Origin of the sequence: Idiomarina loihiensis (assembly GCF_024584785.1) — a bacterium.
Lineage (GTDB): Bacteria > Pseudomonadota > Gammaproteobacteria > Enterobacterales > Alteromonadaceae > Pseudidiomarina > Pseudidiomarina fusca.
The window spans coordinates 1270284-1293778 of record NZ_CP074112.1; the positions used below are offsets into that span (position 1 = coordinate 1270284).

Sequence of the window (23495 nt, forward strand, 5' to 3'; positions counted from 1 at the left end):
CCACTCATGCTCAACCGATCGTTGGTAAACTGTGTTTTACATCAGCATTTTGAGCACGATGGCGTAACCAATGGTCCATGATCACCAAGGCGGCCATTGCTTCAACCACTGGCACCCCGCGAATACCAACGCAAGGGTCGTGGCGACCACGAGTGACTATCTCACAAGCGTTGCCGTTTTTATCTATGGTGCTACCCGGTTGGGTAATACTCGAGGTTGGCTTAAAAGCTACGTCGGCAATCAAGGGTTGACCGGTTGCAATGCCACCTAGCACACCGCCCGCATGATTGCTGCTAAAGCTCGCGGGGGTTAACGCATCGCGGTGTTCGCTACCGCGTTGTGCTGCCACAGCAAAGCCATCACCAATACTGACCGCTTTTACAGCATTAATACTCATCAATGCCTTGGCTAAATCAGCATCTAAGCGATCAAACACGGGCTCACCTAAGCCTACCGGAACGCCTAGTACTTCTAATCTAACCCGCGCTCCAACCGAATCGCCCTCTTTCAGTAATTGTTTGAGGTACTCAGCGGCGGCGGCTTCACAATCGCTATCACCACAGAACAAGGGGCTGTTGGGCACCCGCTGCCAATCGAAACTGGCCGCCGTTGGGTCGGCATGGTGAGGGCCTATTTGGGTTATCGCTGCTCGGAAAGTGATCCCTAACCGCTGGGCCAAATAAAGTTGTGCCACGGCGCCAGCAGCAACGCGCATGGCCGTTTCACGCGCGGACGAACGACCGCCACCGCGATAATCACGCTCACCGTATTTGTGCGCATAGGTATAATCTGCGTGGCCGGGGCGAAATTGGTCTTTGATAGAGCCATAATCTTGACTGCGCTGATCGGTATTATGAATCAGTAGTCCGATGGGCGTGCCTGTGGTTCGTCCCTCAAACACCCCTGATAAAATCTGCACCTGATCAGCTTCTCGACGCGCGGTGGTATAACGACTTTGGCCAGGCCGGCGTTTATCCAAAAAAGGCTGGATATCGGCTTCGCTAAGGGCTAATCCTGGCGGACAGCCATCAATGATCGCACCAATTGCGGGCCCATGGCTTTCACCAAAGGTGGTGACTCGAAATAATTCGCCCCAAGTATTAGCAGCCATAAATCCTCTATTACCGAATGCTTCTGTTATTTTTGCTAGGTAGTACTAAAAAAGGTCGCGACAAGCCACTAAATCAGCGTAGCGCAGCATAAAGACCCCATCGCCACCACGTTCAAATTCAATCCACTCAAATGGCACTTGTGGAAATTCATGGGCCAATGCCACCCATGAATTGCCAACCTCACATATCAACACGCCCTGCTCAGTAAGATGATCTGGCGCTTCACGTAAAATCGTGCGAACTAAATCGAGGCCATCTTCACCTGCCGCTAAACCAAGCTCTGGCTCATGATGAAACTCCTCGGGGAGATCATCCATATCGTCCGCATCCACATAAGGCGGATTGGTCACGATAAGATCATAGCGCTGCTTAGGAATGGCGTCATACAAGTTTGATTGGATCGGAAACACCCGTTGCTCTAGCTCATGCATGGCAATATTTTCTTCCGCTACCGCCAATGCCTCTAATGAAATATCTAACGCGTCTACTTCAGCGTCTGCAAAGGCATAGGCACAAGCGATGGCAATACAGCCACTGCCGGTACACAAATCTAAAATACGTTGAGGTGGTTGCGTCAACCAAGTTGCAAATTGCTGTTCAATCAGCTCAGCAATAGGTGAACGTGGCACCAGCACCCGCTCGTCAACTACGAAGGGAAGCCCGGCAAACCATGCCTGCCCTACCAAGTAGGCCGCTGGCTTACGGGTGCTGATTCGCTCGTTGACCAGGTCACTGAACTGCTGCCATTCTGCAGCTGTTAGATGAGCTGATAAGTAGTCATTGAGCTGTTGAAATTGTAAATGCGTGACATGAGCCAACATGAGTTGAGCTTCACTGTGGGCGTTATCGGTGCCATGACCAAAATAAACATCGGCCTGCTGCATCGCAGACACAGCCCAACGCAAAGCGTCTAACAAGCTCGTTGTGGTAAAAGCGCTCAATCCATTCTCCAGATAATTGTTGGTTGTTCCCCAATAGGCTATAAGATACCCTAAACTGGCCCATTTCGCACTAACCTATGCGGAACCTATGACCGAACCTATGCCAAACAGAAGCCGAACATAAGCTGAACCTAAACCGCATGACTAAAGACCCAAACAAGCCAGCACCTGACCTTGCCGAGACTTCATCTTTTGCTGATTTAGTGAAGGTGGATAAACGTATTGTGGATGATTCGCATCAGCCTGCTAGCGCTACGCCTAAACGGTTACGTAGGCGGCGCCCAGAACTTTCTGCGGCACAACAAATGAAGCAACAACAGGCGGAATTCTTTTTCTCTGATACCTATCGCGCGCACTTTGCTGAAGGAGCCATACGCTATCTGGCACCGGGCACAGCTAGCCATGTGTTAAAGCAATTACGGCGGGGAGATTTTGCGCCGGAACTGTTTCTTGATTTGCATGGCTTAACCCAAGCTGTAGCCAAACAGGAAATTGCTGCCTTGTTGTACGCATGCCAAAAACAGCAGGTTGACTGCTGTGCCATTATGAGTGGCCATGGCCAAGGTATTTTAAAAGAAAATCTGCCCCATTGGTTGGTTCAGCACCCTGCCGTCAAGGCCTTTCACCAAGCACCAAAGCAATGGGGTGGCGATGCTGCACTGCTTATTCTGCTGGAGTTGCCGCAATCATCCGCACAAAGCTGATCTTGCGTTTGGCGATATCCACTTGCAGCTCTGCTATGCCAGCAGTTGGGAAAATAAGTGGCGGTGTGGCTTGATCTAAGGCCGCCACCAAATAACTGATAAAGGGCATGTGAGACACCACCATCACCTGAGCCGAAGTGCTTGCCATGGCCGCTAACTTAACCCACAGCCACTCCGTGAACATATCGGCATCACCAGCTGGAGTAATGTCATGACTGATGTCACGTACTTTGGCGGTGGTTGTCTGCGCTACTATGGTGGCGGTTTGTTGGGCCCGAATATAAGGACTCACCAGCAGCCAATCTAGGCCTGACTGGCCTTGTTCAGCAAGGTACTGCTGCAGCCAAGTAGCTGCCGCTAGCACTTCTTCTTCGCCCAACGGGCTGAGCGGACGAATGGCATCCGCTTGCAAGGCTTGAGCTGGTACCGCATCACCATGACGCATCAAATATAAGGTTATTGTCACGCTTTATTCGCTCTCAGTTGCCGCACGTTCGCGCTTACGCCCGCCAGTAACAGGATCGGCACGCCCTTCATCTTTGGCTTGATCAGCGCGGCGACGGCGCACGGCTTTAGGATCTGCGATGAGGGGTCGATAAATTTCGATGCGGTCGCCATCGCGCACCTGGTGGTCTAATTTAACCGCCTTACTCCAAATACCCACTTTTTGCTGACTAAGATCTATCTCAGGAAAGTATTGCAGGATGCCCGACTGTTCAATGGCTTGCTGAACTGGGGTTTCCGCCGCCACTCTGAGCTTGATAATTTGTTGCTGAGCTGGCGTCGCGTAAGCCACTTCTATTTGTATAAGTTCGGGCTGCACAGGTTCAGCCGCTGCTGCTGCCGATTGCATTGCTTCAGCCACGATTCACTCCATACACTTGTTGCGCACGCTGTACAAAGGCGTCCACCATGCGGCTTTGTAGCTCATTGAAAATTTTGCCAAAGGCCATACCTAACAAGCGATTAGCAAATTCAAATTCTAACCGTAATACTATTTTACAGGCGTGTTCATCTAACCGATGAAAGCTCCAACCACCGCGCAAATACTCAAACGGACCATCAACCAGTTCCATCCCGATTTGGCTAAACGGATGCAGGCTGTTGCGCGTGGTAAAAGACTTACTGATACCCGCTTTGCTGATTTCTAAGCGCGCCACTTTCATCTCGGCAGATTGCTCTAAAATAGCCGCAGCTCGACAACCCGGCACAAATTGCGGATAACTATCAATATCGTCGACTAACGCATACATTTGTTCGTCACTGTACGGTACTAATGCGCTGCGTTCGATTGTTGGCATAGGTTTTCTTATCCTCTGATTTACGCCTAAGCGTTACAGCTGTAAAATGCTGCGCATGATAGCGCAATTTAAGCCATGAATCATCTCCCCAATGACAATTGTTGATTCCTTCGACAAGACAATAAAAACGTATGATTTTACCAAGGCATGGGTATAATAACTGACATGAGCAAAGCTAAAAAACAAGTCAATTCAGGCACTATAGCCCTGAACAAAAAGGCCCGTCACGAATACTTCCTCGAAGATAAGTTTGAGGCAGGTATCGCCTTACAAGGCTGGGAAATCAAAAGCATCCGCGAAGGTAAGGTGAACATTGCCGATACTTACGTGATCATCAAAAATGGTGAGGCCTATTTATTAGGCGCCCAGATCCAACCGCTGATTTCAGCTTCAACCCACGTGGTATGCGACCCAGAGCGCACCCGCAAACTGCTGTTGAAAAAACGTGAGTTGGATAAATTGATTGGCGCTAGCGAGCGTGATGGCTACTCCATTGTGGCAACCGCCATGTATTGGAAGCGGCATCTCGTGAAGTTAGAAATTTACCTAGCTAAGGGTAAAAAGTCACACGACAAACGTGACACCATTAAAGAACGTGATTGGCAGCGCCAAAAAGCACGTATTATGAAACATAATGTGCGTTGACATGTGATCTAAATCAGGGTAAGTTCCTGTATACAAAAGTTCCTGTATACAAAAGTTCCTGTATACAAAAGTTCCTGTATACAAGTTAACACTGTCAAATAGTTACACAATAAAAAAAAAGCGTAAGGCAAACACATGACAAACCCAATCGCAGTTCAAGCATTCAACTGGTGGTGGCATCTCCCGATATAGCGGGTGGTGTGTCTGTGCGTGTCTCTCACGTAGTTAGATTCAAAAAACCCGCTCCTGGAGCGGGTTTTTTTGTGGCTGAAAATCAAACTAAAAACCATACAAAAAGTTATACAACTTAGCTAACAAGTAGGTCTTTGTGAACATTATCGAATCTTTTGGAACCCTCAGTAGTTTGCGCATCAAGCTACCCTATCAAGCGGATACGCTTGCTGTGTATCAGCGCGTGTGCGCCGATCAGCCGCATTCGTTGTTGCTTGATTCTGCTGAAATTCAATCGCGCCAGCACCTCAAAAGTTTGCTGATGGTAAGCGCTTCGGTGCAATTTACCTGCGCTGGCAATCAAGTCACCATCACCGCACTCACGGCTAACGGCGAGTCGCTCTTACCTTGGTTAGAAGAACAACTGACACCTTTGTGCAGCTTAACCGCCGAGCGCAATGCGCAAGGCCAACTCACCCAGTTGGTATGCTTATTCGCTGAGCTGGATAGCACCAGCGATGAAGACTCGCGCTTACGTGCTGTTTCCAATATTGAACCACTGCGAATCGTCCAGCAACAATTGCAGCAAGCCGGTGATGCCCATCCACTCGCCATTTTCATCGGTGGCGTGTTTGGTTACGACTACGTGGCGAGTTTTGAGCAATTACCCGAGGTGCCGATGGCGGCCAACAGCTGCCCGGACTACCAGTTCTATCTCGCAGAAACCCTGTTGGTGATTGATCATCAGAGTCAAACCACGGAACTCATTGCAGGTTTGCTAAGCGGCCCGAACAGTGCTGAATATTATCAGCAGTTGGCTCATCAAGCCGGTCGGGTAGCGGCCCTGTGTCAGCTTCCTAGCCCAGTCAAACCAACCGCCCCAGCCCCTGCTGCCAGCACTGCTGAGGTGCAAGCAGAGCCTAGCCGTGACGTTTTTATGCAGATAGTGCAACAGATGCAAGAACGGATCTTAGCGGGGGATATTTTTCAGGTGGTGCCTTCAAGACAGTTTCGCATTGAGTGTCGCGATAGTTTAGCTGCCTATCAGCAGCTAAAAGCGGCTAACCCCTCGCCTTACATGTTCTTTTTACGCACCCCAGAATTTGAATTATTCGGCGCTTCGCCAGAATCAGCACTTAAATATACCGCAGCTACCAATCAAGTTGAGCTGTATCCAATCGCTGGTACCCGCCCCCGTGGCAAGCATGCTGATGGCAGCATCGCGGCAGATTTAGATAGTCGCCTCGAGCTAGAGTTGCGGCTGGATCAAAAAGAACTCGCCGAGCACATGATGCTGGTTGATTTAGCCCGCAACGACTTAGCTCGTATTGCTAAGCCTGGCACCCGTTACGTGGCTAACCTATTGCAGGTGGATCGTTATTCCCACGTGATGCACTTGGTCTCACGGGTGGTGGCGCAGTTGGCTGATGATCTTGATGCGCTGCATGCCTACCGTGCCTGTATGAATATGGGAACCTTAGTGGGTGCGCCAAAAATCAATGCCGCCACCATTATCCGCCAAGTAGAACAACAGCGCCGCGGCAGCTATGGCGGTGCCGTGGGCTACCTATCCGGCAATGGCGACATGGATACTTGTATTGTTATTCGCTCTGCCTTTGTTAGCCAGGGTTATGCCGTGGTACAAGCTGGGGCCGGTGTGGTTCATGATTCACAGCCCCTCGCCGAAGTGAATGAAACCGAAGGTAAAGCCCGAGCTGTGTTAGAAGCGATTCAACAGGCCAACCAACAAGGTTTTGGCAGCGGAGGTTCTTTATGAGTGTGAACATGAGTGCGAACATGAACATCAACACTGATGCCGCTAACTCGGCCCCAGATAGAATCGTGTTATTAGATAACTTTGATTCTTTTACCTACAACTTGGTGGATGAACTGCGGCAATTAGGTTATCCCCTGATGATTTATCGTAATAATGTGCCCCTAGAGCAATTCATTGCAGCCCTAGCTGATTACCCCGGGCGACAATTGCTGTGTTTGTCGCCGGGCCCGGGCCATCCAGCCCAAGCAGGCCATCTGCTAGAGGTGATTGAAGCCTGTCGTGGGCAGTATCCGATGCTGGGTATTTGCCTTGGCTTTCAAGCCCTAATTCACGCAGCTGGTGGTGAGATTGACCGCTGCGGTGAAACGGTGCATGGCAAAAAGGCACTGATTGATTGCCAATCCCATCCTATTTTTGATGGCTTAGAAAGTCCTTTAGGAGTGGCTAGATATCACTCCTTGTGTGGCTTTAAGTTACCGCAAAGCATTGCGGTGCTTGCCACCACAGGTGCTATTCCGATGGCAGCCTACTTTAAGGATTACTATGCCTTGGGTTTTCAATTTCATCCAGAATCTATTTTAACTAGTCACGGAACTCGTTTACTGGCGCAGAGTGTGGCGTATTTATTTGCTCAATACGGGAGTCTACCATGCAAGCAATAACCGATTTAATGGCCGGTAAAGCCTTATCCGTTGATGCTGCCGAGCGGCTGTTCGACCACTTAGTGAAAGGTGAGCTGAACGATATTCAAATCACCGCAGCCTTAGTGGCGATGAAAATGCGCGGTGAGCAACCCAGCGAAATGGCAGGTGCCGCACAAGCGCTGCGGCGTGCTGCCAAACCTTTTCAACGCCCCCAGCGAGTGGTAATAGATAGCTGTGGTACCGGCGGCGACGGTAGTAACACCATGAACATTTCTACCACTGCCGCACTGGTAGCCGCAAGCATGGGCCTGACCGTAGCCAAACATGGAAACCGCAGCGTGTCGTCACGCTCTGGTTCTGCTGATGTGCTAGAAAGTTTAGGCTTATCCGTTACCCAAGACCCTGAAGTGGCAGCGGCGCAGCTGGATCGCTTTAATTTTTGCTTCTTGTTTGCGCCCCACTATCATCCTGGTATTCGCTACGCCATGCCGAGTCGACAAACTTTAAAAACTCGTACCTTGTTTAACCTTCTTGGGCCGCTGGTGAATCCAGCCCAACCCGATGCCCAGTTGCTCGGCGTTTATGATCCTAGTTGGTGTAAACCGATGGCAGAAACCTTGCGTATGTTAGGCTGTAAACGAGCTATGGTGGTGCATGGTTCAGGCTTAGATGAGATAGCAATCCATGCCAACACCCATGTGGTGGAGTTACGTGATGGCGAACTCACTGAGTATCAACTTACCCCCCAACAATTAGGCGTACAAACGGCACCAATCAGTGCCTTACGCGGTGGCGATGCCGACTTCAACGCCCAATTGTTGCAACGTGTGTTGCAAGGCCAAGCTAGCCAAGCTCAGCTTGACGCAGTGGCCGTAGCCGTAGCCGGGATGCTGTACCTCAGCGGCGTAACTGACACCATCGCCGCCGGCTGTACCGCGGCACTCGAGCATTTAGCTAGCGGCAAAGCCCTTGCCCATTTACACAAGCTACAGGAGTTTAATCGTGAGTATTCCTAGTGTGCTGCAAGAAATCGTGGCTAGCCGCCGAGCTGAACTCGAGCAATTAAGCCAGCACTATCAAGCCGAGCAACTGCAAGCGCAATTGCAGACCAGTAGCCGCAGTTTGGCTGCCGCTTTAGCGCAACCGCGAGCCAGTTTTATTTTAGAATGTAAGCGCGCATCGCCCAGCAAGGGGTTGATTCGACCTGATTTTAATCCGGTCAGCTTGGCCCAAACTTACGCTCGTTATGCGGACGCTATTTCGGTGTTAACTGAGCCGAACTATTTTCAAGGTAGCTATGCCTATTTGGCCGCGGTCAGCCAAGCTGTTGATAAACCCGTCCTATGCAAAGATTTCATTATTGAGCCCTTGCAAGTGTTGCTAGCCCGATATTTTGGTGCTGATGCGATTTTGTTGATGCTGTCGATTTTAGACGATCAGCAGTACCAAGCTTTGGCTGAGCTGGCCGCCAAATATCAGCTGGATGTGCTGACCGAGGTAGCTAACGAAGCAGAATTAACGCGGGCAATTAACTTAAAAGCGAAGATTGTTGGGATCAATAACCGTGATTTGCACACCTTAAATATTGATACTGATACCAGTTTAAAACTGAGCCAGCAGATTCCTCCAGGCGTATTGGTGGTCGCCGAGTCTGGTTATCATACGAATCAACAAGTGCGAGCAGCAGCTGGTGTGGTGGATGGCTTCTTAGTGGGCAGTGCATTGGCGGCACAAGCGAATGTCGACCAAGCCTGCCGTGAATTAGTCTATGGCGAACATAAAATATGTGGTTTGCAGCGCCCCGAAGATAGCCTTTGTGTCCATGCCGCAGGAGCCGCATTTGGTGGCTTGATCTTTGTGAAACATTCGCCGCGTTGTGTTGATTTAGCTCAAGCACAAGCCGTGATTGCAGCAGCTCCATTGCTTGCCTACGTGGGCGTATTTGCCGACCAACCGCTGCACGAGGTGGCTGAGCTTACCCAGCAGCTGAACTTGCATGCAGTTCAGCTGCATGGCCAAGAAGACTTTGATTACATTAGCCAATTACGCAAGGCGATTCCGCGCAACGTGCAGATCTGGAAGGCGGTTGCGGTAGACGAACCCTTGTTACTGCCTGATTTAGAAGTAGATACGTTTTTACTGGATAACAGATACGGTGGTAGCGGCGAACCTTTTGACTGGTCGTTATTAGCTCACTTAACACCGGCTCAGCGCCAGCAGTGCATGATAGCTGGGGGGCTGAACGCAAGCAATGTAAGCGCTGCCTTAGCCACTGGGCTAGCGCGCTGTGATATTAACTCTGGGGTTGAACTCTATAAAGCACACAAAGACCCTGCCCTTATTAATCAAGTCATGACCCAATTACGGGGTTATGGTCGTATTCAGCAAGGAGTCACTCATGACTAGTCGTACCTCAGCGGAAACTTTGTCGCCTTATTTTGGTGATTTTGGGGGGCAATTTGTCCCCGAGATTTTATTGCCGGCGTTAGAACAGCTAGAGCAAGCCTTTTTAGAAGCACAACAAGATCCGGCTTTTCAAGCGGAATTTAGTGACCTCCTCAAGAACTACTTGGGTCGTCCTACGCCTTTATCTTTGTGCCGCAATCTGCCGCTAACATCGCCTAATGGCTGCAAAATCTATTTAAAACGAGAAGACCTATTGCATGGCGGCGCCCATAAAACCAACCAAGTACTTGGCCAGGCTCTGCTCGCCAAGCGCATGGGCAAAACTCGTATTATTGCCGAAACCGGCGCCGGCCAACATGGTACCGCCACCGCCCTCGCCTGCGCTCTGTTAGGGCTAGAATGTATTATTTACATGGGTGCTAAAGACGTAGCTCGGCAGCAGCCTAATGTGTTCAGAATGGAACTGATGGGCGCCAAAGTAGTGGCTGTAGATAGCGGTAGTGGCACCCTCAAAGACGCCGTAAACGAAGCTATGCGCGACTGGACGGCCAGTTACCAAACTACCCACTACCTTTTAGGCACCGCCGCTGGCCCACACCCGTTCCCAACCATTGTGCGTGAATTTCATCGCATGATTGGCGCCGAAGCCAAGGCACAAATGATTGCCCAAGCCGGTCGCCTACCTGATGAAGTCATTGCCTGTGTGGGCGGTGGCTCTAACGCTATCGGTATGTTCGCTGAGTTTATTGATGAACCGGGCGTGGCCCTAGTGGGAGTCGAACCAGCCGGCAAAGGAATTGATACTCATCATCATGGTGCCACTTTAGCTGCCGGAGCGCCCGGCATCTTACACGGTTGTCGCAGCTTTATTATGCAAACCGACGAAGGCCAAATCGAAGAAAGTTATTCGGTCTCGGCTGGGCTTGATTATCCTGGCGTAGGCCCACAACATGCTTACCTGAAAAGTATTGGCCGGGCGCGTTATGAGTCTGTAACCGACGATGAAGCGCTGGAAGCCTTTAAGTTGTTGGCAGAAAAAGAAGGAATTATTCCTGCACTAGAGTCAGCCCATGCGCTCGCCTATGCATTGAAACGTGCAGCTGAGCCCGATGCTCCAGAACTATTACTGATTAACCTTTCAGGCCGCGGTGATAAAGACATCGATCACGTTCGTCGCATTTTTGCAGCTACCGCTCAAGGAGAATAATCATGAGTCGCTATCAAGCCATGTTTGCTGATTTAGCTGAGCGCCAGCAAGGTGCTTTTGTGCCCTTTGTGACCCTCGGCGATCCTAACCTTGAGCAATCTTTTGCGCTGATCCAGGCCCTCGTAGAAGGGGGTGCCGATGCCCTTGAATTAGGGCTCCCTTTCTCCGACCCAGTCGCTGATGGCCCCACTATTCAGCGTGCTAATATCCGCGCCCTGCAAAGCAACGTTAGCGTGCAACAGTGTTTTGCGCTATTGGCAAAAATACGGGCGCTGTACCCTAACTTACCAATAGGCTTGTTGGTGTACGCCAACCTCGTAGAAAGCAACGGTGCTGCCAGCTTTTATCAGCGCTGTGCTGACGCCGGCGTAGATTCGGTACTGATTGCTGATGTGCCAAGCCGTGAAGGCGAGCGGTTTGCTGCGGTAGCTAAACACTATGGCATCGCGCCTATTTTTATTGCTCCGCCAGATGGCACCGCCGCCCAACTACAACGCATTGCTGCGCTAAGCGAAGGCTACGTGTATTTACTCAGCAGAGCCGGCGTCACTGGGGCTGAAACCTCCATGCAAACCCCTACCACGGCAGTCATCGAGGCCCTGCAGCAAGCCCACAGTGCACCACCGTTACTGGGCTTTGGGATTGCTAAACCCGAGCATGTGCAAGCGGCGTTAGCTGCAGGTGCTGCCGGTGCCATTAGCGGCTCCGCCGTGGTGCAAATCATCGAACAAAACCTGGCCGAGCCTGAGCTGATGCTCACCCAGTTACGCGACTTTAGTCGTCAGATGAAGGCGGCAACAAACAAGCCTTAAGGGCTGGCTCGACCGTCGTATACCGAAACTGATAACCGGCCTGTTGCAGGCGCTCAGGCAGCACGAACTGGCCGGTTAATAACATCTCCGACAGCTCACCTAAGGCGAGTTTCAGTACCCAGCCCGGCACCCGCATAAAATGTGATTTACGCAAGGTTTTGGCTATCGCAGCACTAAACTCTTGTTGGCTTACTGGAGTTGGCGCAGTGGCGTTATAGATGCCACGACACTCGGCAGTTTCCAGTAGATGTAAGATAATGCCCACCATGTCATCGAGATGAATCCAAGAAAAGCCTTGTTGGCCGTGGCCAAGAGGACCGCCCAAGCCTAACAAATAAGGCGGCAACATTTTCCGTAAGGCACCACCGGCGGGGGCCAGCACGACGCCCGTACGCAGCACACAGACGCGCGTTTTATCTGAGTCCGCCGCTAACGCCAGTTGCTCCCACTCGGCACATAGATGATGAGCAAAATCATCTGCTTGCACCTTAGTTGCTTCGGTGACGGGGGTACGCCCCTGCGCACCATAATAGCCAATGGCCGAGCCGCTGATAAATACTTGCGGCGGATTAGCTGCGGCTAACATCCGCTCCGATAATTGCCGCGTAACGGCCCAACGGCTTTGCTCTAGGCGTAGTTTCTGTTTGGCGGTCCAACGCTTATCGGCAATGCCTTCGCCTTGTAAGTTAATGACTGCATAGAAATCGCTGATGTCGCTCACTTCAGCCAAGCTTTTTAAGGCCTGTACTTGCTTACCAAACCGCTCGATGGCACGCTGCGGCTGCCGCGTTAACAGGGTGACATGATACTTTTCCGTAAGCTGCGGAATCAGCGCAGAGCCAATCAAACCGGTACCGCCAGTGATTAGTATTTTCATCATTGTGTTACTCACCCTAGGTTATCTTACTGTTATTGCTCTGGTATCCCAGCGCGTAACCAAACTGCAACTGGTCTCAAGTGTAGCGACAGAATCTGGTGCTTGCCAAACTTTTCTGGCACACTTCAGCTAATTGTCTCGTTGGAAATCAACCATGTTGTTAGTACTTGAATACTTGCCTATTGTTATCTTTTTCATCGCTTACTTGTTGGGCGACATTTTTCTTGCAACTGCCGCGCTCATGGTAGCCACCCTACTCCAAGTGGTGATCATGAAATTGCTACGCGAACCAGTAACCACCCGTCACTGGATTGTGATGTGGGCGGTGTTATTGTTTGGTGGTGTTACTTTATTCTTAAACGATGACTGGTTTGTAAAGATCAAAGTCACCGTGATTTATATTGCTATTGCCCTGTTTTTACTGATTGGTACTTGGTGGAACAAACGCAGTCCGTTACAGGCCATGCTCGGTAGCGAAATTCAATTGCCGCATTTTGCTTGGATACGATTAACCTATGCTTGGGTTGTCTTTAGTTTAAGCTTAGCTGTGATTAATCTTTATATTATTGAAACCATGAGCTTAGACGCATGGGTTAACTTTAAAGTATTTGGCATTTTGGGCGCTACCCTGGTGTTTAGTATTGGCTCTGGCGCTTATATGTTTAAACATCATACCGACCGAGAAAAAGACACTAAGGAAATTGACTAATGTGGTTTGTTATTTGGGCTGAAGATAAGCCAAACTCGCTGGCAGCGCGCAAAGCCACACGCCCAGCGCATTTAGAACGGTTGCATCAATTACAACAAGAGGGCCGTCTGTTAGTGGCTGGGCCCTGCCCTGCGATTGCTAGTGCTGACCCAGGTGAGGCTGGTTTTACCGGCTCTATGGTGGTCGCTGAATTTGATGATTTAGCTGCTGCCGAAGCTTGGGCGCAGGCTGATCCTTATCTTGCCGCCGGCGTGTACCAGCAGGTAACCGTCAAACCTTATCTGAAAGTACTGCCCTAATGGCAACCATAACTGCGCAGCCGCTGCAACTGCAAGCTGCGCCCAATCGCTTTATTCAAGCGCACTGGTATCCAAGTAGCACGGCGGCACAGGCGGTTATTGTGATGGCCCCGGCGATGGCGGTACCACAAAGGTTCTACCAGCCGTTTTGTACTTGGTTAGCTGCGCAAGGCTACCATGTGCTGAGTTTTGATTACTTCGGCATTGGTGCTTCTACCCCGCAGCCACTGCAGCAGTTGCACAGTAGCATTTCAGAATGGGCGGAACTTGATGCCGCGGCCGTAGTGCGCTATCTCGACAGTGAATTCTCGACTTACCCTAAGCTTTGGTTGGGGCATAGCATCAGTGGCCAGTTATTTGGCATGATCCCTAACCATCAAGTGATTCATCATATGATCAGCGTCAATACCGGTAGCGGCTACTGGCGCGCCATGAGCGGCAGTTTTAAATGGAAATCCATGCTGCTGTGGGGCCTAGTGACGCCACTAGCAGTGCCACTGGTGGGGTATTTCCCGGGCCGAAAATTAGGCATCATTGGTGATGTTCCAGCCGCTGCTATGCAGCAATGGCGGCGCTGGTGTTTGCATCCTGATTACTTGGTGGGGGCTGAAGATCTGTATCAGAGTTACGCTAACGTCAGCACTCCTATCACATCGCTGGCCGTTAGCGATGATGAAATGATCGCCCCCAGCCGAGTGAACCATTTGCACGATTTTTATCGGCAAGCACCGCAACAACGCATTCTCTACCACCCTCACCAATTTGAGGTGGAGCGCTTGGGCCACTTCGCTATTTTTCAGCAGCCACAACAAGCGTTGTGGCCACGTCTATTTGGCGAGCCCATCCAAGCTGCGTTAACCGCTCATAGCTTAGGCTAAGCGGCGGATTAACTGGGCCGTATTGCGTTTAATCAGCCGGCCACAGGCTAAACGCCCCATTAATCCAACGACCACGGCACCGGCAACTGGACCAATCAACCAGAAGCGCCAATGAATACTGGCTTGCATATCGAATACCTGCGTTTGCAGTATCCACAGTGCGAGCTCCATCGCCAGCGTAGCTATTAACCCACTAATCGCCCCAAGGATAACAAACTCGTAGGTGACGCTTTGCCGCAATAACTTCGCAGACGCCCCCAAGGTGCGTAGAATCACCAGCTCTTTCTCGCGCTCTTCTAAGCTTGCCTGTACCTGCGCTAACAGCACTAAAATCCCAGCGATAATCACCACCACTAAGACAAAGGCGATAGCTAGGCTGACTTGGTCAATCACTTCGCGCAATTGGCCAATGATGGCATCTAGGTCAATGAGTGAGACTTGCGGGAAAGGTCTGAACAACTCATACAATTCTGACTTACGCTCAGGCTCCAGATAAAAACTAGAGATAAAGGTTGCAGGAAAGTCCGTTAACGTAGCGGTGTTAAAGATCATAAAGAAATTGGGTTGCAAGCTGCCCCAGTTAACCTCACGAATGCTGGTGACCGGCACGGTAAAGACGCTACCGCCAATGTTAAATTCCAGCTCATCGCCAACTTGCAAGTTCATTCTATCGGCGACGCCTGTTTCGATCGAAACCTGCGGCTGCGCATCGTCACCCCACCATTGCCCCGCTACCAAGGTATTATTAGGTGGCAGCGTGTCACGCCATGTGAGCTGTAACTCGCGGCCAAAGCCCTCGCGTTGTTCTGCGTTATTGGTCGCAGTATCAGCCGCATCGCCATCTTCTTCTTTGGTAACTTCATCGCGTACCGGTACCCCATTTACTGCCGTCATCCGGCCCGGCACAATCGGATACATGTCGTTGGCAACGATCTCTCGTTCAGCAAATCGCTGTTGCAGCTTTTGCACGTCGTCTCGGGCCACGTTGATCACAAAGTAATTAGGTGCATCGTCTGGCAGCTGCGCTTGCCAATCGGCTAGCAGCTCGTTTCGCAAGGCTAACACCAATAACAACAACATGATGGCGGTCGAAAAACTCAGCATTTGTACGCTGTTTGCTTGTGCACGCCGCTGTAACCCTGCCATTGCTAGGCGCCAAGAACTACCCGCTTGCATCCCCGCTTGCCGGCTTACCCGAATAAACAAGCGGCTTACTGTGAGTAGAATGATCGCGGCTACGGCACCACCAACAAAGAGCGCACTCGAGAGCAGCCATTGTTGGCTGTAAATCAACAAGAGCACATAAATGGTGCCCCCTGAAGCTAACCAATGCAGCCAGCGCCCGGCATTGTTGCCAGTAAGGTCACGATTTAGCACTCGTAACGGCGGGATGCTAATCAAGCGCAATAGCGGATACAGGGTAAACATCACGGCACTAACGAGGCCGGTGGCCGCAGCTAGGGCAAACGGCTGCCAACCCGATTGCGGTAATGCTGTGCCCAGTTGCTGACTCACCCAATAAATCACTTGGCTTTGGATCAGCCAGCCTAACAACAAGCCAAGGGTGATACTGATGAAGGTAAGCAGCAGCAAGTGCAGCACAAAAATACGCTGAATGATGCGCTTATTCGCCCCTAGGGTTTTAAAGATAGCCACCACGTCGTAGTTACGTTGACAATAACGCTGTGCAGCAACGGCAACCGCTGTTGCTGCTAAGACCACGCCCAGCAAACTAGCCAGCAGCATAAACCGCTCGGCCCGCTGCAGACTGCGCGCCAAAGGCGAATCACCATCTTCAATGCTACGCCAGTTATGGGTGTCTTCGTTCAGCTGTGGGGTTAGCCAAGCTTCGTATTGCTCTAGCTGCTCTAAGGTACCAGCAAACAGCTGGTTGTAGCGCACCCGTGAGCCCGGTTGAATGAGTTCAGTTGCGGCCAGATCTTGATAACGAATTAGCACATTGGGGCTATCGGTAAACACCGAAAAACCGACATCTGGCTCGTAGGTTAATACTTTGCTCACTACAAACTGGCTGCGGCCCACCTCGATGGTATCGCCAATCGCCAGCTCAAGTTCTTGAAACAGCGCTGCGGCTACCCAAGCTTCGCCACTCTGTGGCAACCCTTGAGCCACTTGTTCTGCACCGTACGGTTGCTCAGCAACGCGCAATTCGCCCCGCAAGGGATAGCCATCACCAACCGCTTTGATATCCACCAAGGCCAGTTGCTCACCGGCAAAAGCCATCGAGTTAAAGACCACTCGTTCAGCGGTCTGTAAGCCCTCTTGCTCGGCTTTGGTGATCCATTCTTGTGGGATATCGCGGCGTGAGCTTAACACCCGATCGGCCGCTAAAAACTCTGCGCTACGGGCCATTAATCCGGCTTGCAAGCGCTCAGTAAACACCGACAGTGCCAGTACCGCCGTCACCGAAAGCACAATCGCAGCTGCCATGATGGTCAGCTCACCGCGCTTAAGCTCTTGCTTTAACAGTCGCCAGCTGATTTTATGCCACATCAGTCGCACCCTCTTGCTGCGTTGCTGCTGGTTTGGTTTGCACTAGGCTACCGGCGGTCATGGTCAACACTCGCTGGCAGCGTTGGGCCAAGTCATTATCATGAGTGACCATCACCAACGTGGTGCCTGATTCTTGATTCATTTCAAACAACAGATCTTCTACTTTTTGCCCAGTCACACTATCTAGGTTACCCGTCGGCTCGTCGGCAAAAAGTATTTTCGGTGTTCCCACAAACGCGCGCGCAATGGCGACCCGTTGCTGTTCACCACCAGATAATTGGTTAGGATAATGATTGAGGCGATCGGCTAAGCCTACTTTACGTAGCAGCTCTTGCGCTTGCTGCTGGGCATTCTTAGCTCCTGCTAGTTCTGCTGGTAACATCACGTTTTCCAAGGCAGTTAAGCTTGGAATCAATAGAAACGATTGAAAGATAAAGCCAACCTTGTCGGCCCGCAGTTTTGCCCGCTGCTCTTCATCCAAATCGCTCAATTTTACGTTATCTATAAGAACATCGCCCTTACTTGCGAGGTCTAAACCCGCGAGCAAAGATAGCAAGGTAGATTTACCGGAGCCGGACGCCCCCACAATAGCAACGGTCTCACCTGCGGCAATTTCTAAGTTAATTGGCTGCAAAATGTGTAAAATACCGTCACTGGTGGTGACTTCTTTTTCTAATTGAGTGGTTTGAATAAGCATCTATGAAAAACTTCCTTATAAAATTTGTACTAATACTCGCATTATTTATTGTTATACGTCCAGTTTCGGCAAATGTCTCACTTGTGGTTTTAGGGGACAGTTTAAGTGCCGGCTATGGGATGGCGCAAAGTGAATCTTGGGTGGGCATTTTACAGCAGCGCTGGCAGCAATCGCAGCCTCAAATCACCCTAGTCAACGCCAGTATTAGCGGGGATACCACCCAAGGTGCGCTGAATCGTTTAGATGGCGTTATTGAGCGGCATCAGCCTACGGTGGTGTTTGTTGAATTAGGCGGTAACGATGGCTTACGTGGCTTTACCCCAAACACAATTAGTGACAATTTAACCCAGATTATTGAACGCCTGCAGCAGCAGGGTATCGTGGTGGCCTTAAGCCAAGTGCGGATACCACCTAATTATGGCCCGCGTTACAGCGAGATGTTTGCTGAGGTTTTTCCACAGCTAGCCGAGCAGCACCAAATAACCTTAGTGCCGTTTTTTATGGAGCAAATTATTGGTGACGATAGTCTGATGCAAGGCGATGGCATTCACCCTAATCGTGCGGCACAGCCGATGATTGCAGATATTATGGAACCGCATTTGCTAGCTTTATTAGAGCAAGTGACGATAGCTAAGATTGAGGGTAAGGAATAAAACATTAGGAAAGGTAAAACAAATGGCGTCCCCTAGGGGATTCGAACCCCTGTTACCGCCGTGAAAGGGCGGTGTCCTAGGCCTCTAGACGAAGGGGACCCCGGACTTGCTTGCTACGTTAGAATTGGCGTCCCCTAGGGGATTCGAACCCCTGTTACCGCCGTGAAAGGGCGGTGTCCTAGGCCTCTAGACGAAGGGGACGCTGTTCTAATGCAGCTGATTTATTCTGTTATTGGCGTCCCCTAGGGGATTCGAACCCCTGTTACCGCCGTGAAAGGGCGGTGTCCTAGGCCTCTAGACGAAGGGGACGCACCAGAACAAATCTCTATCAGGTTTTCACTTGTACTAAGCTTAACACAAAAGTTGGTGGAGCTAAGCGGGATCGAACCGCTGACCTCTTGCATGCCATGCAAGCGCTCTCCCAGCTGAGCTATAGCCCCACATTTTGTGGCTTGCTGTAGTACCCTGACAGCGGGGCGAATTCTAGGGTAATTTGCGCACCAGCGTCAACCTTTTTTTTAGAAAAGCGAATTGTTTGCTGAAAAATAAGCCAGTTCGCGCAATTCACCAGCAATATTAACTAAAACACACCTGATCACGCCCTGCTCGCTTGGCTGCGTACAAACGTTTATCTGCGGTATCTAAAGCCGCACTCAGTTGCATGTTGGTGGTCGGCGCTAACCATACCCCACCGCTACTGATGGTCACCTTAATCAGTTGCTCATCAGCGTGGATATCGAGCGCAGCTACCTGGCTACGAATGCGCTCGGCAATGTGCTGGGCTTGCGCCTCGGTAATATCCGTAAGCACAGCAACAAACTCTTCGCCGCCATAACGGCCGATACGATCGTTAGGACGAATACATTGGGCAATGGTGTTAGCCACGGTACGCAGCACTAAGTCACCCGCTAAATGGCCGTAGGTATCATTAACTTTCTTAAAGAAATCGATATCCAGCATCAAAATAGCCAACGAGCCTCGCGAACTTTGGCCAAGTTGTTGCTGCATGAATTCCATGATGGCACCACGATTATAGATTCCGGTTAAGGCATCTCGTGCGGACTTATCTTGTAACTGCTGATTAGCAGCCACTAGGCGTTTATTAAGATCCATGATTTGCTGGTACAAGCGACTTTTTTCTATTAAATGCGCCACTTGGTTAGCTAAGTACAAGAAAACATCTTGATGCAAACCATCGTAGGTGTAGGCTTCGGTGCTCGAGAAAAACAGGAAACCCACCGGCCGGCCATCTGCGATGAGCGGACAAGTTAAACTGGAGCGAATGCCCTCGGCGACGATTTTGCGGGTAGATTCTGATTCTGGGTGCTCGGCCAAGTACGCTTCTAAGTCATTGATAATACGTGGCTTGCCCGTATCGATAATGGTTTGCAAACTAGAACCAGCTAAAGGTGCCGAATAGCCTGGGGTAATCTGCGGCGTATTATCGTAGGTGAATTTAGCCCAATAGGCCGTAACGTGCTCACCATCATCCTCAATCAGCGCACAACCAATGCGATCGTAGGGAATAACATCTTTGAAAAAGGTATAAATACGCGCCAAAATATCTTCAAGTATCAGTGCTTTATTTAATTCAGCAGAGATCTCAAGCAAACGCACCAGCTCAGTAAAACGCGTTGTCAGCCAATACCCTAGCTGTTCAAGTTCATCACCTAACTGCTGCATGACGGGTTCTTGCTCTGCGGTGCTTGGCGAGGTTGCCGTTAACTTGGCGAGATCCTGTTGCTTCGCGGCTTGCACGGCTTGCAAATGACGACGCAGCTCTTCGGCAAAGCTATGCCCTCTGTTTATTGCTGCTGATGCTGCTAGTACTGCTTTAGACTCAGCCATACACAACTCCCTGAACTTCTAGGTTCTTCGTTAATAGTTACTCATTAAAATGATAAATACGCTCTAACGATGCTCGGTCGCGGACCGTAACTTCCATATCTCGCACTAAACCATCTTCAATACTATACACCCAGCCATGAATAGCTAGCTCTTGGCCTCTATCCCAAGCTTGTTGAATGATGGTGGTTTTAGCAAGATTGCGAACCTGCTCGATCACGTTCAGCTCACATAGACGGTCTAACCGCGCCCGGCTATCACCGATGGCTTCAAGCTCCTGATGATATTCGCGGTAAATATCCTTGATACCAAACAACCAATGGTCAACCAAACCATGGCTACAACTTTCGGTGGCAGCTTTAACCCCGCCACAGCCGTAGTGACCCACCACTAAGATATGCTTTACTTGTAAGGTTTCAACGGCATATTGCACCACCGACAAGCAGTTAAAATCCGTTTGAATCACCTGATTAGCCACGTTGCGGTGCACAAATAATTCACCCGGCGCCATCCCTACCACCTGATTAGCCGGCACTCGGCTGTCCGAACAGCCTATCCACAGGTATTCTGGCGATTGCTGGGCCACGAGTTGGTTAAAAAAGTCCGGGTTAGCTTTTAACATGCGTTCAGCCCAAGCGGCATTGTTAGCCAGCAGCTGACGAATCTTAAGCATAAAAGTATCCTTATATTTGGTGAAAAAAAGGCGCCGCCTGGCGCCCTTTCTTCTTTATTGCGCTTGTTCGCGCTCCATAATATACGAAATTGCTCGAGCGATACGTCCTACCACTTGGGTTTGGCTTAACATGGCCAGAGTCACATCCAGCGACGGCGAGTTACCTGAGCCAGTCACGGCCACCCGCAGTGGCATGCCTACTTTACCCATACCAACTTGCAAATCATCGGCGGTTTGTTGAATCGCTTGCTGAATGCTTGCTGGGTTCCACTCAGTTAAACTTGCTAGTCTATCTTGCACCGCTTCTAGTGCTTCACGTGCCACCGGGCGTAAATGTTTTTTCGCTGCAGCCTCATCAAAAGCCTCGTACTCTTCATAGAAATACCGGCTTTGGGCCGCGAGCTCTTTCAAGGTTTTAACTCGGTCCGCCATAACTGGCAACAACTGCTCTAAGGCTGGGCCTTTGCTCACATCAATGGCTTGATCAGTAAAGTGCCATTGCAAATAGGGAACAACTCGCTCTTCCGGCAGCGATTTCATGTAGTGCTGATTTAACCAGTTTAGTTTTTCAGTATTGAAAGCTGAGGCGGCCTTGTTCACGTCATCTAAACGAAATAGTTCGGTCATCTCCGCCACGCTGAAGATTTCTTGATCGCCGTGCGACCAGCCCAGACGAACCAAGTAATTCAACACAGCTTCAGGTAAATAACCGTCATCGCGATATTGCATGACGCTTACGGCACCGTGACGCTTAGACAGCTTTTTACCATCATCACCTAAAATCATGGATACATGGGCATACTCAGGAATCGGCGCCCCGAGTGCTTGCAGGATATTAATTTGGCGTGGGGTGTTGTTGATATGGTCTTCACCACGTACTACGTGCGTAATTTGCATTTCCCAGTCATCAATCACCACACAGAAGTTGTAGGTGGGGGTACCGTCACTGCGCGCAATGATTAAATCATCAAGTTCACTGTTGGCAAACTCAATCGGACCGCGAATGTGATCATGAAACTTAACGCTACCCGTTTGCGGGTTGCGGAAGCGGATCACGTAAGAATCACCACCAGCGGCTGGGTTATCGCGACAATGGCCATCGTAGCGCGGCTTTTCGCCGTTCGCCATTTGCTCTTCACGCATCTGCTCTAAACGTTCAGTTGAGCAATAGCACTTATAAGCTTTATCTTCTGCTAATAACTGCGCAATGTAATGCTCATAACGATCAAACCGCTTGGTTTGATAGTAAGGACCTTCATCCCAAGTTAAGCCAAGCCACTCCATCCCCTCTAAAATGGCATCAATCGCAGGTTGGGTAGAACGTTCGCGATCCGTATCTTCAATACGCAGCACAAACTTACCGCCAGCAGCTTTAGCTACGAGCCATGAATACAGTGCGGTACGGGCACCACCTACGTGTAAGAATCCAGTTGGGCTGGGGGCAAATCGAGTGACAACTGTCATAAGCAATTAAATCTCCGCTAACTATGGCGTTTTGAACGAGCAATAAGGGCTGTAGTTTAGCAAGAACAACCTAGCTACGCACCATACACAAGCTGATTCGCTGTAAACTTGTGCAAACTGACGAAAAAGCCAGCAGTCGAACAAAACATTTAATATTTCTTGTTGACAGTATCGCACAGCCCCCTATAATACGCCCCGCAACGCAGAGAAAAGGATGGTTAGCTCAGCTGGGAGAGCACCGCCCTTACAAGGCGGGGGTCACTGGTTCGAACCCAGTACCATCCACCACTTCTTCATTTTCTCTGTCTCCCTGTGGATGGTTAGCTCAGCTGGGAGAGCACCGCCCTTACAAGGCGGGGGTCACTGGTTCGAACCCAGTACCATCCACCATTTTTTTGCAGCTCTGCAAAACTCTAATCTAGAATACTTCAATCATTAGTAATAAATTAGCACCTAAATAAGCATGTTAGCCACCTGTACTGATGGGCTCATTGATTTTAGGCGCCGTGATTATTCTTCTTGCGCCGTGCGTACCAACTGGAAATAACGCTTCAAGTGCCGCGAAAATAGCAGCAGCCAACAGCCCATCAGCCAGCCAAACAATAGCATAGCCTTCACCCAAGAAAACGCCGGCCAGCGCGCCCCAATTAAACTCAGTAATAAGATGCCATCCAGTACCCAGCTCAGCCAGAGTAACAGCGGCGCCCAGCGAAAGGCTTTACTGACCCAAGCTGCTATCTCGGTTTTAACTTGAGTGGTTAACACAAAGAGCACCAACGCAGGCAGCCCTACCGCTAGAGCCAACGCAAACTGGTGGGTGTTGGTGTAGAAAAACTGCAGAATGAGCGAGCGGTCTTCAAAAAAAGAAAGGGATAAAATCCAAGCCACGTAACCACGCAAAAAAAACAGCAACAACACCGTTAAACTTAACGGTGTCTTCAGCTGTCCGTCTGCCGTAATGTAGCGCTCATCACCCAGTTGCAGTTGCACCTACTTGCCGCCTTGACCAAAATTTTTCATGAAAATAATAAGCAATGGTGTTCACTAAAGGTTCGATCATTGCCACTGCCCCACCCAACATCACATCGCCGGTCATGAGCCATACCAGCGTAAAGGCCACACTTACGTGCATTACGCCAAAGGATACTGTTTTTGCCATGCCTATC

Annotated in this window: 25 protein-coding genes, 6 tRNA genes and 1 other annotated feature; of the genes, 14 read left to right on the forward strand and 17 right to left on the reverse strand. The window is 50.3% G+C overall.

Going from position 1 to position 23495, the window contains the following annotated elements:
• Positions 1 to 10: 10 nt before the first annotated feature.
• Both aroC and prmB read right to left on the reverse strand, forming a co-directional pair.
• Positions 11 to 1111 carry a chorismate synthase gene (gene aroC, locus KGF88_RS06070; protein ID WP_153826650.1) on the reverse strand — a complete coding sequence of 367 codons (1101 nt, stop codon included), beginning with the start codon at positions 1109 to 1111 and terminating at the stop codon, positions 11 to 13.
• Between the two features lie 45 nt (positions 1112 to 1156).
• A complete protein-coding gene (gene prmB / locus KGF88_RS06075) occupies positions 1157 to 2053 on the reverse strand; it encodes a 50S ribosomal protein L3 N(5)-glutamine methyltransferase (RefSeq protein WP_228759519.1) in 897 nt (298 codons plus the stop codon).
• A gap of 140 nt (positions 2054 to 2193) precedes the next feature.
• On the opposite strand from prmB, the gene smrB reads away from it, so the two are divergent.
• Positions 2194 to 2757: an endonuclease SmrB gene (gene smrB / locus KGF88_RS06080; protein ID WP_153826651.1), complete on the forward strand. Its 564-nt coding sequence runs from the start codon at positions 2194 to 2196 to the stop codon at positions 2755 to 2757.
• On the opposite strand, the gene sixA is transcribed toward smrB, so the two are convergent.
• The 3 genes from sixA to KGF88_RS06095 are packed head-to-tail and all read right to left on the reverse strand — an operon-like array spanning position 2717 to position 4058.
• A complete protein-coding gene (gene sixA / locus KGF88_RS06085; protein ID WP_146204094.1) occupies positions 2717 to 3223 on the reverse strand; it encodes a phosphohistidine phosphatase SixA in 507 nt (168 codons plus the stop codon). The genes smrB and sixA overlap by 41 nt on opposite strands.
• A gap of 3 nt (positions 3224 to 3226) precedes the next feature.
• A complete protein-coding gene (locus KGF88_RS06090) occupies positions 3227 to 3610 on the reverse strand; it encodes an RnfH family protein (RefSeq protein WP_153826715.1) in 384 nt (127 codons plus the stop codon).
• A 4-nt stretch (positions 3611 to 3614) separates the two neighbouring features.
• Positions 3615 to 4058, reverse strand: coding sequence for a type II toxin-antitoxin system RatA family toxin (locus tag KGF88_RS06095; RefSeq protein WP_110076303.1), 444 nt, complete (start codon positions 4056 to 4058; stop codon positions 3615 to 3617).
• Between the two features lie 165 nt (positions 4059 to 4223).
• Here KGF88_RS06095 and smpB point away from each other — a divergent pair, with 165 nt between their 5' ends.
• The 7 genes from smpB to trpA all read left to right on the forward strand — a co-directional run bounded on the left by smpB (position 4224) and on the right by trpA (position 11720).
• A complete protein-coding gene (gene smpB / locus KGF88_RS06100) occupies positions 4224 to 4703 on the forward strand; it encodes an SsrA-binding protein SmpB (RefSeq protein ID WP_110076302.1) in 480 nt (159 codons plus the stop codon).
• A gap of 162 nt (positions 4704 to 4865) precedes the next feature.
• Positions 4866 to 4968: a sequence feature (Trp leader region), on the forward strand.
• 63 nt (positions 4969 to 5031) lie between these two features.
• Positions 5032 to 6651: an anthranilate synthase component 1 gene (locus KGF88_RS06105; protein ID WP_162014537.1), complete on the forward strand. Its 1620-nt coding sequence runs from the start codon at positions 5032 to 5034 to the stop codon at positions 6649 to 6651.
• Positions 6648 to 7313, forward strand: a complete 666-nt coding sequence (locus tag KGF88_RS06110) for an aminodeoxychorismate/anthranilate synthase component II (protein WP_274380145.1) — start codon at positions 6648 to 6650, stop codon at positions 7311 to 7313. The genes KGF88_RS06105 and KGF88_RS06110 overlap by 4 nt, the downstream gene beginning before the upstream one ends.
• On the forward strand, positions 7301 to 8311 hold the full coding sequence (gene trpD, locus KGF88_RS06115) for an anthranilate phosphoribosyltransferase (protein ID WP_153826652.1): 1011 nt from the start codon (positions 7301 to 7303) through the stop codon (positions 8309 to 8311). Before KGF88_RS06110 ends, trpD begins: the two co-directional genes overlap by 13 nt.
• Positions 8298 to 9701: a bifunctional indole-3-glycerol-phosphate synthase TrpC/phosphoribosylanthranilate isomerase TrpF gene (gene trpCF, locus KGF88_RS06120; protein WP_202912505.1), complete on the forward strand. Its 1404-nt coding sequence runs from the start codon at positions 8298 to 8300 to the stop codon at positions 9699 to 9701. Before trpD ends, trpCF begins: the two co-directional genes overlap by 14 nt.
• Positions 9694 to 10908, forward strand: a complete 1215-nt coding sequence (gene trpB / locus KGF88_RS06125) for a tryptophan synthase subunit beta (RefSeq protein WP_153826654.1) — start codon at positions 9694 to 9696, stop codon at positions 10906 to 10908. Before trpCF ends, trpB begins: the two co-directional genes overlap by 8 nt.
• A gap of 2 nt (positions 10909 to 10910) precedes the next feature.
• Positions 10911 to 11720: a tryptophan synthase subunit alpha gene (gene trpA, locus KGF88_RS06130; RefSeq protein ID WP_153826655.1), complete on the forward strand. Its 810-nt coding sequence runs from the start codon at positions 10911 to 10913 to the stop codon at positions 11718 to 11720.
• Here the strand turns inward: trpA and KGF88_RS06135 are convergent.
• Positions 11683 to 12600, reverse strand: coding sequence for a TIGR01777 family oxidoreductase (locus KGF88_RS06135; RefSeq protein WP_309136748.1), 918 nt, complete (start codon positions 12598 to 12600; stop codon positions 11683 to 11685). The genes trpA and KGF88_RS06135 overlap by 38 nt on opposite strands.
• A 151-nt stretch (positions 12601 to 12751) precedes the next feature.
• Here KGF88_RS06135 and KGF88_RS06140 point away from each other — a divergent pair, with 151 nt between their 5' ends.
• Genes KGF88_RS06140 through KGF88_RS06150 form a run of 3 tightly spaced genes read left to right on the forward strand, consistent with a single transcriptional unit; the run spans position 12752 to position 14483 of the window.
• A complete protein-coding gene (locus KGF88_RS06140) occupies positions 12752 to 13306 on the forward strand; it encodes an inner membrane-spanning protein YciB (protein ID WP_153826656.1) in 555 nt (184 codons plus the stop codon).
• A complete protein-coding gene (locus KGF88_RS06145; RefSeq protein WP_153826657.1) occupies positions 13306 to 13605 on the forward strand; it encodes a YciI family protein in 300 nt (99 codons plus the stop codon). Before KGF88_RS06140 ends, KGF88_RS06145 begins: the two co-directional genes overlap by 1 nt.
• On the forward strand, positions 13605 to 14483 hold the full coding sequence (locus KGF88_RS06150) for an alpha/beta hydrolase family protein (protein WP_153826658.1): 879 nt from the start codon (positions 13605 to 13607) through the stop codon (positions 14481 to 14483). The genes KGF88_RS06145 and KGF88_RS06150 overlap by 1 nt, the downstream gene beginning before the upstream one ends.
• On the opposite strand, the gene KGF88_RS06155 is transcribed toward KGF88_RS06150, so the two are convergent.
• Complete coding sequence (locus tag KGF88_RS06155) at positions 14475 to 16997, reverse strand: ABC transporter permease (protein WP_153826659.1); 2523 nt, start codon at positions 16995 to 16997, stop codon at positions 14475 to 14477. The genes KGF88_RS06150 and KGF88_RS06155 overlap by 9 nt on opposite strands.
• Positions 16987 to 17694, reverse strand: coding sequence for an ABC transporter ATP-binding protein (locus tag KGF88_RS06160; protein ID WP_153826660.1), 708 nt, complete (start codon positions 17692 to 17694; stop codon positions 16987 to 16989). The genes KGF88_RS06155 and KGF88_RS06160 overlap by 11 nt, the downstream gene beginning before the upstream one ends.
• A gap of 2 nt (positions 17695 to 17696) precedes the next feature.
• Here KGF88_RS06160 and KGF88_RS06165 point away from each other — a divergent pair, with 2 nt between their 5' ends.
• A complete protein-coding gene (locus KGF88_RS06165) occupies positions 17697 to 18347 on the forward strand; it encodes an arylesterase (RefSeq protein ID WP_153826661.1) in 651 nt (216 codons plus the stop codon).
• A 23-nt stretch (positions 18348 to 18370) separates the two neighbouring features.
• Here KGF88_RS06165 and KGF88_RS06170 read toward each other — a convergent pair.
• From KGF88_RS06170 to gltX, 7 genes are all read right to left on the reverse strand, one after another.
• Positions 18371 to 18446, reverse strand: a tRNA-Glu gene (locus KGF88_RS06170).
• Between the two features lie 26 nt (positions 18447 to 18472).
• Positions 18473 to 18548: transfer RNA gene (locus KGF88_RS06175), tRNA-Glu, on the reverse strand.
• A 32-nt stretch (positions 18549 to 18580) separates the two neighbouring features.
• A tRNA-Glu gene (locus KGF88_RS06180) sits at positions 18581 to 18656 on the reverse strand.
• Positions 18657 to 18711: 55 nt separating this feature from the next.
• A tRNA-Ala gene (locus KGF88_RS06185) sits at positions 18712 to 18787 on the reverse strand.
• 136 nt (positions 18788 to 18923) lie between these two features.
• On the reverse strand, positions 18924 to 20195 hold the full coding sequence (locus KGF88_RS06190) for a sensor domain-containing diguanylate cyclase (RefSeq protein WP_153826662.1): 1272 nt from the start codon (positions 20193 to 20195) through the stop codon (positions 18924 to 18926).
• 37 nt (positions 20196 to 20232) lie between these two features.
• Positions 20233 to 20865 (reverse strand): carbonate dehydratase, encoded by a 633-nt coding sequence (can, locus tag KGF88_RS06195; protein WP_110077117.1) that lies wholly within the window; start codon positions 20863 to 20865, stop codon positions 20233 to 20235.
• Between the two features lie 54 nt (positions 20866 to 20919).
• Entirely contained in the window at positions 20920 to 22329 is a 1410-nt protein-coding gene (gltX, locus tag KGF88_RS06200) for a glutamate--tRNA ligase (protein WP_153826663.1), read from the reverse strand.
• A 212-nt stretch (positions 22330 to 22541) separates the two neighbouring features.
• Here gltX and KGF88_RS06205 point away from each other — a divergent pair.
• A tRNA-Val gene (locus KGF88_RS06205) sits at positions 22542 to 22617 on the forward strand.
• A 26-nt stretch (positions 22618 to 22643) separates the two neighbouring features.
• Positions 22644 to 22719: transfer RNA gene (locus KGF88_RS06210), tRNA-Val, on the forward strand.
• Positions 22720 to 22839: 120 nt separating this feature from the next.
• On the opposite strand, the gene KGF88_RS06215 is transcribed toward KGF88_RS06210, so the two are convergent.
• Positions 22840 to 23319, reverse strand: coding sequence for a DUF2919 family protein (locus tag KGF88_RS06215; RefSeq protein ID WP_110074669.1), 480 nt, complete (start codon positions 23317 to 23319; stop codon positions 22840 to 22842).
• Positions 23300 to 23488: a DUF2061 domain-containing protein gene (locus tag KGF88_RS06220; RefSeq protein WP_110074670.1), complete on the reverse strand. Its 189-nt coding sequence runs from the start codon at positions 23486 to 23488 to the stop codon at positions 23300 to 23302. The genes KGF88_RS06215 and KGF88_RS06220 overlap by 20 nt, the downstream gene beginning before the upstream one ends.
• Between the last annotated feature and the right edge of the window lie 7 nt (positions 23489 to 23495).